Origin of the sequence: Amycolatopsis panacis (assembly GCF_003600245.1) — a bacterium.
Classification (GTDB): domain Bacteria; phylum Actinomycetota; class Actinomycetes; order Mycobacteriales; family Pseudonocardiaceae; genus Amycolatopsis; species Amycolatopsis sulphurea.
The window spans coordinates 1-12812 of sequence record NZ_QZFV01000111.1 but is presented as its reverse complement, the minus strand read 5'-3'; the positions used below and the strand labels follow the sequence as shown (position 1 = coordinate 12812).

The window sequence follows — 12812 nt, the reverse complement described above, 5'->3', positions numbered from 1 at the left end:
CTCGCACGGGGGGTCAGGGCAGCTTGTGTTCCACCAGTCCGGCCACGGACCCCGCCCGGGTACAGGCGAGCGGGACGTCGGCGAAGTTCGCGTTGCTCACGTCCACCTGCACGCTGCTCGACCCGCTCACCGACAGCAGCACCGCGCAGGTCCCGTTGCGGCCGGTGACCTGCATCGCCCGGTGCGTGCCGACCGTTTTCGCGGTCCGTTTGCCGGTGGACACGTCGAGGTTGGCCAGTCCGTTGGCCTCGTCGAGGGTGACGGTCACGCCGTAGGTCGAGGGCACGGTCCAGTCGCACGCGCGGGCCTCGCCGATCGTCTTCGCCTTGCCGAGCGCGGTGATCCCGGACGTGGACCGGTCTTCCGGGGATAGCAGCGCGCACGGATCCAGCGCGGCCAGCGACGCCGTCGAGGATGGCGAAGACGGAGGCGGAGGTGTGGAACTTGCCCGCGACGCGGCGGGCGCCCGGCCGCACGCGGCGAGGAGGAACAACGACGCCGCCACCCCGGCCACCGGCCCCCATCGGACCGGGCGCGCGCCCACGGGATCAGCCACCGACGCAGTCCACTCCGTCGGCCGAGGCCTCGTCTCGCGCGCGGTATCTGCGCAGTGCGCCCGCGATGCGTTCGCGCAGCGCGGCGATCTCCCGGCCGAAAGCGGAAAGCTCGTCGGCCGCCGAGCCGTCCCGGCCGATGCCGTACTTGGCCATGAACACGCCGATCTCCCCGGCGTAGCCACTGCCCAGCGGTACGGAACGGCCGAGCACCGCGGCCTCGCGGGCGAGTTCGCCGACCACGTCGCCGAGCTTGCCGAGGTTCGCGTAGGTCGCCCCGGCCAGCTCCGGGGACACCGCGAACCGGCCGGCGGTCAGGCCCGGTACGCCCTGCGGCGCGGTGGACTCGATCATCTGCGGGTGCCGCCTCTCCGTTGCTCCAACGGCCTCGGACCAGGAGCCTACGACAGCGCACAGGGTCAGCGGGAGCACCCGAAGACGCCAACCTGTCACCCGGATGACGGAGCACAATGCATGACAGAGCGTCATCAACACAGGTTCTCGGGGTTCTGCCGCCGAGTTCTCCCGAGTTTGACACACTGGGTGGCAGGCTGGGCGCCACGCGAACCGTCGGCGCCCCGGCAGCAATCAGGAGGTCGAGTGACGTCGAGAATCCAGCCCGCTTCCGCGGCCGGACCGGAGGGAAACGGGTCCGGACCGGTGGACCCGGCGGGGGCCGCCACGGATGGGCTGGCGCGGTTCCCGGCGGCCGGTCTCGACGAACTGCACGAGACGGCCCGGCGGATCGCCGCGAACGTGGAGCGGGTGCTGGTCGGCAAGCCCGAGGTGATCCGGATCGCGCTGGTGACCCTGCTGGCCGAGGGGCACCTGCTGGTGGAGGACGTGCCGGGGGTCGGCAAGACCTCGCTGGCCAAGGCACTCGCCCGCTCGATCGACTGCACGGTCAGCCGGGTGCAGTTCACCCCGGACCTGATGCCCAGCGACGTCACCGGGGTGTCCATCTACAACCGGCAGACCGGGGAGTTCGAGTTCCGGCCCGGCCCGGTGTTCGCGAACATCGTGGTCGGCGACGAGATCAACCGCGCCTCCCCGAAAACCCAGTCCGCGCTGCTGGAATGCCTGGAGGAGCACCAGGTCACGGTGGACACCAGCACCTACCGGCTGGACGCGCCGTTCATGGTGATCGCCACCCAGAACCCGATCGAGATGGAGGGGACCTACGCCCTGCCCGAGGCGCAGCGCGACCGCTTCACCACACGGGTGTCCATCGGCTATCCCGACCAGGAGGCCGAGCTGGCCATGGTCGACGAGCACGCCGGGCACGACCCGCTCGCGGACCTGACCCCGGTCTCCGACGGCGCGACCGTGCGGCGGCTGATCGAGAAGGTCCGCACCGTGCACATCGCGCCCGAGGTCCGGCGGTACGCGGTGGACCTGGCCGCCGCGACCCGGCAGCTGCCGGAGATCCGGCTCGGTGCCTCGCCGCGGGCCACCCTGCACCTGGTGCGCGCCGCGCGGGCGCAGGCCGCGCTGTCCGGGCGCGACTACGTGGTACCCGACGATCTGCACACCGTCGCGGTGCCGGTACTGGCCCACCGGCTGGTGCTGACCACCGAGGCGCACGCCGCGCGGCGTTCGGCGACCGACGTGGTGCAGGCCGTGCTGCACCGCGTGCCCGTTCCCCAGGGCTCGGCCCGCTGAGCCGTCCCGTTAGCCGATTCGAGAAATCGCATGTTCCGCGCGCTGTCCGGCCTCACCACCCGGGGCCGTTGCCTGCTCGCCGCCGGGATCGCGGCCGCGGTGTGCTCGCTGGTGCTCAACGAGCGTGATCTGCTGCGCGTGGCGATTTTCGTGGTCGCGCTGCCGTTGCTGGTCGCCGCCTACATCGCCGCCACCCGGCTGCGGCTGGGCGCGGCGCGGGCGCTGCGGCCCGAGCGGGTCGCGGTCGGCTCGCCCGGCGAGGCGCACCTGCAGCTGTGGCGCAGCGGGCGGCTGCCCGGCGGTGAAGTACTGCTGGAGGACGGCGTGCCCTACGCGCTGGGCACGCGGCCGCGGTTCGTCGTCGAGCGGCTGCCGCACGACCGGCGGGTGCTGCTGCGGTACCCGCTCGAACCGAGCCTGCGCGGGATCCAGCAGGTCGGCCCGCTGCGGGCGACGATCACCGATCCGTTCGGGCTGTGCGAGTTCGACCGGGAGCTGATCGGGCATTCGCGGCTGGTGGTGGTCCCGCGGGTGGTGCCGCTGTGGGGCCTGCCCGGCGGCTCCGGCATCGGCGCGGGCGACGACGGCAGCGTGCGGCTGCACTCCGGGCAGGGTGAGCCGGACGTCATCGTGCGGCACTACCGCACCGGCGACGACATGCGGAAGGTGCACTGGCGCTCCACCGCCCGGCGCGACGAGATCATGGTCCGCGTCGAGGAACGCCCGTGGCGCGGCGGCACGACGGTGCTGCTGGACCACCGCGCCGCGGCCCACCACGGCAGCGGCCCGGCGGCGAGCCTGGAGTGGGCGGTGTCGTTCGCGGCGTCCGTGTCGTTGCACCTGCGCCGCGCCGGCCACCGCGTCCGCCTGGTCACCGAACACGGCCACACCCTGGCCGACCTGCCCGGCGAGGGCGGGGAAGGCTACGACAACGTCGTGCTCGACGCCCTGGCCGCGCTGACCACCGCCCACCAGCGCGACGTCACCCTCGGCCACGACCCCGCGGAAGGGCAGGAGCTGATCGCGATACTCGGCACGGTGAGCGCGGAGTCCGTGCACGAGCTGACCAGGTACCGCCCGCGCGGAATCCGCAGCCTCGCCGTCCTGATGGACACGCCGGGCTGGGCGAGCGGCACACCCACGGACCACCTGCCCGCCGCGACCGAGGACTCCGCCCGCCTGCTGCGCGCCGCCGGCTGGGGCGTCGTGATCGCCGGCCCGCAGACCCCGATGGCCCAGGTGTGGGAGCAGCTCTGCCACACCGGCATCGACCGCTCGGCGATGATCGGCGGCACGTCATGACCGGGATTTCCGGCCGGTGGGGTGACCGGCTTTCCGGGCTCGGGGGCTCGTCGGTGCCGGCTGCGGGAGCGGTTACGGCGCACGAGGCGCGGCAGGCGCGTCCGGGCCAGTCTGCGCGACCGGAGCGGGTTCTCACCGGCAGTCATTGCCGCATCTTCCCTCGCCCCGACCACCGCACTGCCCTGCCGGTCGCCGGTGCAGAACCGACGCGGCGTCCCAAGCACGGCCACCACACCACGCGACCCCACAGCAGTGGTCAGCCGGCGACGATCGCGAACTCGGCCCGGCTTCCCAGCCACAACCGCCCCCGCAACGGCCAACGCGATACCGCCGTCCACGTCTCATTGCCGCGCCAGGAAAGCACCACGCCGCACCTCTGCGTCCGCGCCGACCCGACCGTCCACAATGGCCCCGTCGTGGTTCCGGGGCCGCGCCACCGGAGCCGGAAGCGCCCGGCCGGAGGGCTTCGATGACCACCACCTCGCCCCCTCCCCCCGCGGCGCCGCCGATTCCGCACACGCCCGCCCCCCGGGCGCCGGAGCCGCCTGCCGCGTGGAAAGACAGTCTGCTCCCGCCGATCGCGGCCGGGGTCGCCACGCTCTGCGCGGCCACGTCGTTGACCAGCATGGTCGCCGGGTGGGCGTGGTTCGGCTACGTCGTCGTCGCGGTGGTGCTGGTCGCCGCCACCGGGCTGGCGCTGCGGTCGCTGCGCGCGCCGACCGTGGTGACCGGGCTCGGGCAGCTGCTGGCCCTGCTTTTCCTGATCACCGGGGCGTTCACCACGCAGGGCGTGCTCACGATCTTCCCCGGGCCGACGGCGTTCGCCGAATTACAGGCCACGCTCGCGGCCTCGGCCGAGCAGATCCGCACCGGGCTGCCGCCGATCGACGGCACCCAGCCGATTCTCTGCCTGATCACCATCGCGATCGGGCTGGTCGCAGTCCTCGTCGACACGCTCGCGGTCGCCGCTTCGGCACCGGCGGCCACCGGGCTCGTCCTGCTGTGCGTGTACGCCGTGCCGGCCGCGCTGTCCGAGGAAATGCTGCCCTGGTGGACGTTCGTGCTCGGCGCGGTGGCCTTCGCCGGGTTGCTCGTGCTCGACGGAAACCACCGCCATCGCAGCTGGCGCAACCGCGAATCACCCGGGTCCGCCGGGCGCGCGCTGCAGGCGCCGGTGGTGGTGGTCGCCGCAGCCGTGGTGCTCGGCATGCTCGGCGGCGGGGTCAGCTGGGTCGGCACGGTCGGCAAGATCCCGTTCGGCTCCGGGCCCGGCAGTGGTGAAGGCACCGGCGGGTTCGGTATCGCGCCGTTCACGCAGCTGCGCGGCCTGCTCGACCAAGGCGCGAACAGCGAGCTGTTCCAGGTCCGCGGCCTCGGCTCGGACCGTCGGCTGATGCGCGCGTTCACCCTCGACTCCTACGCCGCCAACAAGGGCTGGGGCCTGCGCAGCGGCGGCCAGGCGCAGACCGGCGTCGCGGCGAACAGCACGCTGCCCGCAGCACCCGGCGACGACGGCACGGGCACATCCCGGCAGATCCAGATCCAGCCCACCAACTGGGTCGACAACTGGCTGCCGATCTACGGCGCGCCGCGAGCGTTGCGCGGGGTTCCGCCGCAGTGGCTGTACGACCGGACCAGCGGCGCAGTCTTCACCACGAAGAGCGAGCCCGCGCCGAGGTACGTGGAGACTGCGTCCCTGAAGCAGCCGACAGCGGACGAATTGCGCGCGGCTGCGCCGAAGTCCGACGAAGTGCCCGCGTTCTACAGCGAGATCAACGGCGTCGACAAGCGCGTGATCTCCAAGACCGACCAGCTCATCACAGGCAAGACGAACAACTTCGACCGGGCGACGGCGCTGTGGCAGTTCTTCAGCCCGCAGAACGGCTTCGTCTACGACACGAAGACAGCCGACGCGACCGACGCCGACGCTCTCGCGGACTTCATCCTCAACGGCAAGCGCGGCTACTGCGAGCAGTACGCCTCCGCAATGGCCGTGATGCTGCGCGTCGCACACATACCCGCGCGGGTTGCCATCGGCTTCACGCCGGGCGTGCAGAAGGGCGATTACCAGTCGATCGGCTCGCAGGACGCGCACGCGTGGGTCGAGGCGTACTTCGGCGACCAGGGCTGGGTCACCTTCGACCCGACACCGCTCGCCGACGGGCGCGGCATCGTTCCGCCGTACCTGCAGCAGAACAACCAGGGTCAGCAACAGCCCAATGCCACGGACGATCTGCCGGCCACGTCACGCAGCGCCGGCCCGTCGAGCGGGGCCACGCCCGACAAGCAGCAGAATCAGGCCGCTCCGGCGTCCCCGGTGAACAACGGTTCGCCGGACGGCTGGCTCGCCTGGCTGGCACTGGCGCTGGCCGTCATGGGCGGAGCCGCGGTGGTGACGTCGTACCTGCTGCGGCGCCGTCCGGAACCCGGCAGCGGCACGGTGTCCGGGCTGTCACCGCCGCCCGGCGATCTGCTGGCGGCCGCGCCTGCTCCGCCGCGGGTGGCGGTGCTGTGGCTGCCGCTGGCCGCCGGGGTGCTTTTCGTGGCCGCGATCGGATTCCTGGCCGGTCTCGTCGCCTGGTGGTTCGCGCTGCTGGTGGTGCTGGTGCTCGGCACCGTGGGCGGCCCGGCTGCGATGCGGGACCTGTTCCGCCGCCGCCGTCTGCAGACGATCGCCACCCACGCGCCCGATTCCGCCGACGCCGCCTGGCGCGAGCTAAAAGCCGAATGCGCCGACCGCGGGGTGCCGATCCCCGACAGCGACACGGTGCGTGTGGCGGGCGGCAAGATCGCCGACCGCAACCACCTCGACGACGAGGGCCGCGAAGACCTGCGCGTGGTGCTCGGCGCGGTCGAACGCAGCTGGTACAGCAATACGTCCGAACCTGAACCGGCTCTGGCCCCGGCCTTCGAGCGGCTACGCGCCGGCCTGCGCCGCACGGCGCCGCTTTCGCTGCGCGGACGGCTCTTTCCCCGCTCGGTGCTGCGCCGGGACCGCTGACCGGTCAACCCGGGGCGGTTGCGCGGCCTCGGCTTCCGCGCTGTCCGGGCGATTGTGCGGCTTCGGCCTTCGTGATGTTCGGACGGTTGCGCGGCTCGGCTCTGTGCCATGTGGGCGGTCGCGCCTTTCAAGCCCTGCTTTTATCGGGGCGGCGCGTGGTTCGGCCCGCGCCCCCGGCTGGACACCGCGCGGCTCGGCCACCGCGCTGTTCCGGACGGCCGCCCAACTCAACCACCGCGCCGCCCGGACGGTCGCGCACCTGGGCCACCCGTGCGAACCATCGCGCCTCTGCCCGCACCCGGATCGAGCAGCCAGCGCCTGGCCCGGCCGGATGACCGCGCAGCCCGCCCCCGCACGACCCGGATGACCGCCCATCCGCCCGACCGCGCAGCTCAGCCCGGCTCGGCTCAGCCCGGCTCGGCTCGGCTCGGCTCGGCTCGGCTCGGACGCACGAGAAACCGCGCTCCACCCTGGTGGGTGAAGCGCGGATCCCGGAGGTCGAAGGCTATTGCTCCTCGAAGCGCTGGCGGAACCGTTCCTCCATGCGCTGGGTGAACGAACTCTTGCGGCTCGGCTGCTTCCCGCCGCTGCCCCCGCCCCCGCCGCTCGGTGCGTTCTTGCCGCTGCTCTCGCTGTGGCGCAGCGACGTGACGGCCAGCATGACCCCGAAGAACATCACGAGGAACCCGAGCACGCTGACCACCGGGATGTCGGCGACCCGCAGCACGGGCAGCACCACACCGAGCACCAGCAGCGCAACCCCCACGACGAAGAGGGCTATTCCCTGGACGCGCCGACGGCGCGCGGGACGGCGCAACCGGGTGCCACGCACCGTGGATGCGAACTTGGGGTCCTCGGCATAGAGCTCGCGCTCGATCTGGTCGAGCAGCCGCTGCTCATGCTCGGAGAGTGGCATCTTTCCTCCTCCGGCACAGCTGTCGCGGGCGCCGGGCCGCGCAACGTCCTGGACCCAATAGCCAACCCCAGGCGGGGTGGCACTGTCCAGGATACGAGCCCCGCGCTCGTCCGACTACCCGATCCCGGTTCCGGAACAGATCGAATCGGGGGAAAATCCCCTTCGGCCAGGATTGACGCTGGGTCACAGTGCCCGTTCGCACTCTCTGCCGCGGGTCCGTTGACCGTCCACGGATGTCCGGGGACGCCCATTCGCATCATCCCGGTGACTGTTCGTGACCGAATCGAGGGGGTCGGTGGCATGTCGTGCCGCTCGCTTGTGCGGCAGTGAGACGGAGGGCACGGTGCCCGGCGAGGGGAAGCGTGGGTTGGCACAGGATTCGGACGCGTTGAGCGAGTCGGCGCAGGATCCGGCCGGACCGGCGGCGGCCTGGACCAACCCGCGCTTCCCGGTACCAAGCCCCCACGAACCTCACCCGGACGAGGTGCCACGAGCCGGTGGTGACTCAAGCGCACCCTCCCCCCGCGACCTCGACGACCCCAGCGATTTCGACGGCAGGGGCGACATCGGGGACCTCGACGACGACGTCGGGGACAGCAGCGAGGCGGGCCGGACCGCCGCGGTACCGAAGCGCGAGCGGGCCACGTCGGCGGCCAGTTCCGCGTCGCGCCAGCGGGGCTCGGGGGAGGCGAAGGACAGCTGCTGGCCGTCGGCGTCGGTTTCCAGGGCTTCCAGGCGGACGCCGATCAGGCGGACCGGACCCGTGGGGGCATGCTCGGTCAGCAGGTCGACGGCAGTGTGGTGAATCTCGCGGGCAACGTCGGTGGCGACGGGCAGGGTGCGGGCGCGGGTGATGGTCTGGAAGTCGGCGAAGCGAACCTTGATCGACACCGTCCGCCCGCGCAGGGCGCGGGAACGCAGCGTGGCACCGACCCGCTCGGACAGCCGTAAGAGCTCCACCGCCAGCTCGGCGCGGTCGACGACGTCGACCTCGAAAGTGTGTTCCGCACCGATCGACTTCTCCGCCGTTTCCGGGACCACGGCTCGATCGTCGTGCCCATTGGCCAGCGCCCACAGGTGTTCGCCGGCCGCACGGCCCAGCGCGCGCCGCAGCCGGGCGGGCGGGGCCGTCGCGATGTCCGCGACGGTGGCCCAGCCGTGCCGCCGCACCACCTCCTCGGTCCGCTTTCCCACGCCCCACAGCGCGGACACCGGCAGCGGGTGCAGGAACGACAGCGTCTCGGCCGCCGGGACCACCACCATCCCGTCCGGTTTGGCCATGCCGGACGCGAGTTTGGCCACGAATTTCACCTTCGCCACCCCGACCGAGCAGGTGATCCCGTGCTCGGCCTGCACCCGCTCCCGGATCCGCGCGCCGAGCCGCGCCGGGGTCGACCCGAGCCGCCGCAATGCCCCGCCGACGTCCAGGAAAGCCTCGTCCAGGCTCAGCGGCTCGACGAGCGGCGTCAGTTCCCGGAAGATCCCCAGCACCCCGTCCGAGACCTCGCGGTACAACCCGGGCGTCGGCTGGAGGCAGACCAGCTGCGGGCACAACCGTTTCGCGGTGGCGAACGGCATGGCCGAGCGCACCCCGTACCGCCGCGCCGGGTAGCTGGCCGCGGCCACCACCGAGCGGGGCCCGCCACCGGACACCACCACCGGCCGGTCCACCAGCTCCGGACGGGTCCGCAGCTCACAGGACACGAAGAAGGCGTCCATGTCCACATGCAGGATCACGCATCCGGCATCGTCCGGCGCGGGCGCGCCCGCAGCGACACGGTAGCGGGCCATCCCGCTCGGCAGTTCGGTGTTTCTCCCCACCCCGGCGACGCTACCGGCCATCCCCGACAATTTCGGGGAGGACCAGGTCAGCGACCGAAAAGAGCCGGGTCAGCTCCGGCGGGCAATCGCGTGCAGCCGCCCGGCGACGTCGCGCAGGGCCGGGATCGCCGCCGCGGCAAGTTCGAAGTCCTCAAGTTCCTCTTCCCGCACCTCGCCGGGCACGATGTCGGCGATGACCCGATCGCCTTGCAACAGCGTGACTTCCAGGCCCGCGGCGACGAGCGCGTCGGTGAGGCCCGCGCTGTCGTAGCGGCGCAGCACCATGTCCCGCTCCCCCGGCACAACGCCGTCGGCGTCCGTGAGGAGCCGATGCGCGTCGGCGACCCGACCCGTGAGCGCGCGGTGCAGCACAGCCGCATTTCGATTGGCGACCAGCACCGACACTGCCCCGCCCTGGGCGACTGCAGCGGCGAGAGCGGCCAGGACGGCGCGCGGGTCGTCCACGACTTCGAGGAGACCGTGGGCGAGCACCAGGTCCGCAGAGCCCGCGGGTACGTGCGCAGCCAGCGCGTCGGAGTCGTCTGCGACAACGGTGATCCGCTGCGCGACGCCCTCTTCCACAGCCCGGCGAAGCAGCGTCGCACGCGCGTTGGGATTCGGCTCGACGACAGTGACCAAGCACCCAGCCGAAGCGAAGGGCACCGCCCAGCCGCCACTCCCGCCGCCGACATCGACGACGACCGGCTGCTCCACACCGCGCGCGCGGGCCGCGCGCAGCTCCGCTTCGAGCGCGCGGCGAACAGCACCCGAGCCCCGGGCAGCCACGATGTCCGTGTTCATGGCGGACAGGGTAGTGGCCGCCGGTCACGCGACGTGATCCGCGTGGGAGTCGTAGCGGCTTTCGCCACCTTCCGGACTACCGTCCGGGCGCGCGGGCCGTAGGCTGTGTCGAGTGCACACGGTCGCGGTTCTCAGCCTCAAGGGCGGTGTCGGCAAAACGACGGTAGCGCTCGGTATCGCCTCGGCCGCTCTCCGTAGGGGTACCCACGCCCTCGTCGCCGACCTCGATCCACAGGGCAACGCCACCACCTCGCTCGATCCGCCGTACACCGACGCGACGCTCGCCGACGTGCTGGAGACCCCCACGCGCGTGGTCCTCGAACGAGCCATCGCACCCAGCGTGTGGAGCGACCAGATCGACGTACTCGTCGGCGCGGAGGAGCTGGAGCAGCTCAACGAGCCCGACGCGGACGAGCGTCGCCTGGAGAATCTGTCGCGCGCGCTCGACGAGCTCCACCAGAACCCGCTTCACGAAGAGCCGTACGAGCTGGTGGTCCTCGACTGCCCACCGTCGCTCGGCAGGCTCACGAAGTCCGCGCTGGTGGCCGCCGACAGTGCGGTGATCGTCACCGAGCCCACCATGTACGCGGTCGCCGGCGCGCAGCGTGCCCTGGAAGCGATCGAGCGGATCAAGCAGGAGCAGAACCCCTCGCTGCGTCCGCTCGGAGTGCTGGTGAACAAGCTGCGCGTACGCTCGTACGAGCATCAGTTTCGGGTGGCCGAGCTGCGGGAGAACTTCGGGTCGCTGGTGATGCCCACCGCGATCCCGGACCGGCTGGCCGTGCAACAGGCTCAGGGCGCGTGCAGCCCGATTCACGAGTGGCACTCCCCTGGCGCCCAGGAGATCGCCCTGACGTTCAACATGGTGCTGGCGAAGATCCTCCGCTCGTCCCGCGCCGGACGGCACCGCGTCGCCGGCGATGAGGACGCTCCCGCGGAAGTGTCCGAGAACGCGGGCTGAGCCGTGCCCGAGGGCGACACGGTCTTCCTCACCGGGAAGCTACTCGACCGCGCACTGGCCGGAAAAACCTTGGTGCGCAGCGAATTCCGGCATCCCGCGCTGGCCACCGCAGACGTCAGCGGGCGCCAGGTGCTCGGGGTCCGGACGGTCGGCAAACACCTGTTCACCCGGTTCTCCGGCGGTCTCAGCCTGCACAGTCACCTGCGGATGGACGGCAGCTGGCGGATGCACCCGGTGGGCGCGAAGTGGCCGATGCCCGCGCACTACGCGCGGGTGGTGCTGCGGACCGCCGACATGGAGGCCGTCGGTTTCCGGCTGCACGACCTGGCCTTGCTGCCCACCGAAGAAGAGGCCGGACTCGTCGCACACCTCGGACCGGACCTGCTCGATCCACAGTGGACGGACGAGCACGCCGGAACCGCCGCGGCGAACCTGACCGCCCGGCCGGACCGGGAACTCGGCGACGCCCTGCTGGACCAGCGGGTGCTGGCCGGGGTGGGGAACCTGTACAAGACCGAGATCTGCTTCCTGCTCGGCGTCTCCCCGTGGACGCCGGTGTCCGAAGTGGACTCCGCGCGAGCGGTGGCGCTGGCGAGGAAGCTGCTGCTGACCAACGCCTGGCGGCACGAGCAGATCACCACCGGCGATTCTCGGAGGGGCAGGCGTACCTGGGTGTACGAACGCACCCGGCAGGGCTGCTTCCGCTGCGGCGGCGCGGTACTGGTGCGCACCCAGGGCGCCGCGGAGTATCAACGGCCCGCCTGGTTCTGCCCGCACTGCCAGCCCGGACCTGCGCCGTCGTGAGCACGCGGCGGCCTCGGGGCGGGGTGAGGGGGCGGACCGGGAAATGATGTTGCCGGACCGCTCGGTTCCCGGTTAGCGTGGCAGTACACGGGAAAGGAGGTGGTCCTAAGTTGTATTCACACAGGACTCGTGAGGTGGCTGTCCGCTAGCGGATGGCACGCGTAAGGGACTTTGAGCAGGGATACAACCCGAGCCACCTTCGGCTCATCGCCTGCTTCGCGTGCTGCCTGAGAGTGAAGACCAGGCAGTCATCGGGCTCCCGGGGTTCTCGAGCACCAGTCCGGCTCGGGCCTGGATGCATGACGGCATTCAGGAGGCACCCCGGGGGTTTCCCTTTTCCGGCACCGGGGTTTGGCCTCCGCGCTGGGGTTTGGCCTCGGCTCCGGGGTTTGGCCTGGGCGCTGGGGTTTGGCCTCCGCGCTGGAGGTCGCCTGGGCGTTGGGGTTCGGCCTGGGCTCCGGGTAGGCCTCCGCGCTGGAGTTCGCCTGGGCGCTGGGGCTGAGGATGGCCTCGGTACTGGGCTGAGGGCAGGGCGGTGCAGGTGGTGCGTGGGTCGGCCGTCCGCGCACGAGCCATGTTGTCCGTGCGTGAGCCAAGTCGTCCGCGTGAGCCAGGTTGTCCGTGCATGAGCCAGGTTGTCCGTGCGTGAGCCAAGTCGTCCGCGTGAGCCAGGTTGTCCGTGCGTGAGCCAAGTCGTCCGCGTGAGCCAGGTCGTTCGTGCACGAGCCAGGTCGCTGGTGCGCGAGCCAAACCGTCCGCGCGTGAGCCAGGTCCTCCATGCGTGAGCCAAGTCGTCCGCGCGCAGGCCAGGTCCTCCTTGCCTGGGCCGGGGTGTCCGTACGTGGGCCGAGCCTGTCCGCGCATAAGACCACATCTCATTTGGGGTTGTTGTGGGTCACAAGATCCAGCTTGACGGCTCGGCGGTAGCAGATCACTGCGCAGGCCAGCTGGGTGAAACCCAGGAAATGGGCGGCCTTGCGCTCGTAGCGG

General features: G+C 71.6%; 10 protein-coding genes. 5 read left to right on the top strand and 5 right to left on the bottom strand.

Annotated features, from left to right (window positions below; translation table 11 throughout):
• Positions 1 to 13: 13 nt before the first annotated feature.
• Together D5S19_RS24210 and D5S19_RS24205 are read right to left on the bottom strand one after the other, a co-directional pair.
• On the bottom strand, positions 14 to 556 hold the full coding sequence (locus D5S19_RS24210; RefSeq protein ID WP_120025695.1) for a DUF3558 family protein: 543 nt from the start codon (positions 554 to 556) through the stop codon (positions 14 to 16).
• Entirely contained in the window at positions 549 to 908 is a 360-nt protein-coding gene (locus D5S19_RS24205; protein ID WP_120025694.1) for a hypothetical protein, read from the bottom strand. The genes D5S19_RS24210 and D5S19_RS24205 overlap by 8 nt, the downstream gene beginning before the upstream one ends.
• Positions 909 to 1214: 306 nt before the next feature.
• Between D5S19_RS24205 and D5S19_RS24200 the strand changes: the two genes are divergently transcribed.
• The 3 genes from D5S19_RS24200 to D5S19_RS24190 all read left to right on the top strand — a co-directional run bounded on the left by D5S19_RS24200 (position 1215) and on the right by D5S19_RS24190 (position 6519).
• Complete coding sequence (locus D5S19_RS24200) at positions 1215 to 2216, top strand: AAA family ATPase (protein ID WP_199730676.1); 1002 nt, start codon at positions 1215 to 1217, stop codon at positions 2214 to 2216.
• A gap of 30 nt (positions 2217 to 2246) precedes the next feature.
• Positions 2247 to 3518 carry a DUF58 domain-containing protein gene (locus D5S19_RS24195; protein WP_120025693.1) on the top strand — a complete coding sequence of 424 codons (1272 nt, stop codon included), beginning with the start codon at positions 2247 to 2249 and terminating at the stop codon, positions 3516 to 3518.
• Positions 3519 to 3987: 469 nt separating this feature from the next.
• On the top strand, positions 3988 to 6519 hold the full coding sequence (locus D5S19_RS24190; protein WP_120025692.1) for a transglutaminase family protein: 2532 nt from the start codon (positions 3988 to 3990) through the stop codon (positions 6517 to 6519).
• A gap of 505 nt (positions 6520 to 7024) precedes the next feature.
• Here D5S19_RS24190 and D5S19_RS24185 read toward each other — a convergent pair.
• The 3 genes from D5S19_RS24185 to D5S19_RS24175 form a co-directional block, all read right to left on the bottom strand.
• A complete protein-coding gene (locus D5S19_RS24185) occupies positions 7025 to 7435 on the bottom strand; it encodes a DUF3040 domain-containing protein (RefSeq protein WP_120025691.1) in 411 nt (136 codons plus the stop codon).
• Positions 7436 to 7906: 471 nt separating this feature from the next.
• On the bottom strand, positions 7907 to 9226 hold the full coding sequence (dinB, locus tag D5S19_RS24180) for a DNA polymerase IV (protein WP_120025711.1): 1320 nt from the start codon (positions 9224 to 9226) through the stop codon (positions 7907 to 7909).
• Between the two features lie 99 nt (positions 9227 to 9325).
• Positions 9326 to 10057 carry a methyltransferase domain-containing protein gene (locus D5S19_RS24175; protein ID WP_120025690.1) on the bottom strand — a complete coding sequence of 244 codons (732 nt, stop codon included), beginning with the start codon at positions 10055 to 10057 and terminating at the stop codon, positions 9326 to 9328.
• A gap of 112 nt (positions 10058 to 10169) precedes the next feature.
• Here D5S19_RS24175 and D5S19_RS24170 point away from each other — a divergent pair, with 112 nt between their 5' ends.
• Positions 10170 to 11018, top strand: coding sequence for a ParA family protein (locus D5S19_RS24170; RefSeq protein WP_120025689.1), 849 nt, complete (start codon positions 10170 to 10172; stop codon positions 11016 to 11018).
• A 3-nt stretch (positions 11019 to 11021) separates the two neighbouring features.
• Positions 11022 to 11822, top strand: a complete 801-nt coding sequence (locus tag D5S19_RS24165; protein ID WP_120025688.1) for an Fpg/Nei family DNA glycosylase — start codon at positions 11022 to 11024, stop codon at positions 11820 to 11822.
• Positions 11823 to 12812 lie beyond the last annotated feature (990 nt).

What these genes read in the sequence shown, in the direction of transcription:
- dinB (WP_120025711.1), bottom strand. Translation starts at nt 9,226, where the DNA reads ATGGCCCGCTACCGTGTCGCTGCGGGCGCGCCCGCGCCGGACGATGCC.
- D5S19_RS24175 (WP_120025690.1), bottom strand. Translation starts at nt 10,057, where the DNA reads ATGAACACGGACATCGTGGCTGCCCGGGGCTCGGGTGCTGTTCGCCGC.
- D5S19_RS24185 (WP_120025691.1), bottom strand. Translation starts at nt 7,435, where the DNA reads ATGCCACTCTCCGAGCATGAGCAGCGGCTGCTCGACCAGATCGAGCGC.
- D5S19_RS24195 (WP_120025693.1), top strand. Translation starts at nt 2,247, where the DNA reads ATGTTCCGCGCGCTGTCCGGCCTCACCACCCGGGGCCGTTGCCTGCTC.
- D5S19_RS24205 (WP_120025694.1), bottom strand. Translation starts at nt 908, where the DNA reads ATGATCGAGTCCACCGCGCCGCAGGGCGTACCGGGCCTGACCGCCGGC.
- D5S19_RS24190 (WP_120025692.1), top strand. Translation starts at nt 3,988, where the DNA reads ATGACCACCACCTCGCCCCCTCCCCCCGCGGCGCCGCCGATTCCGCAC.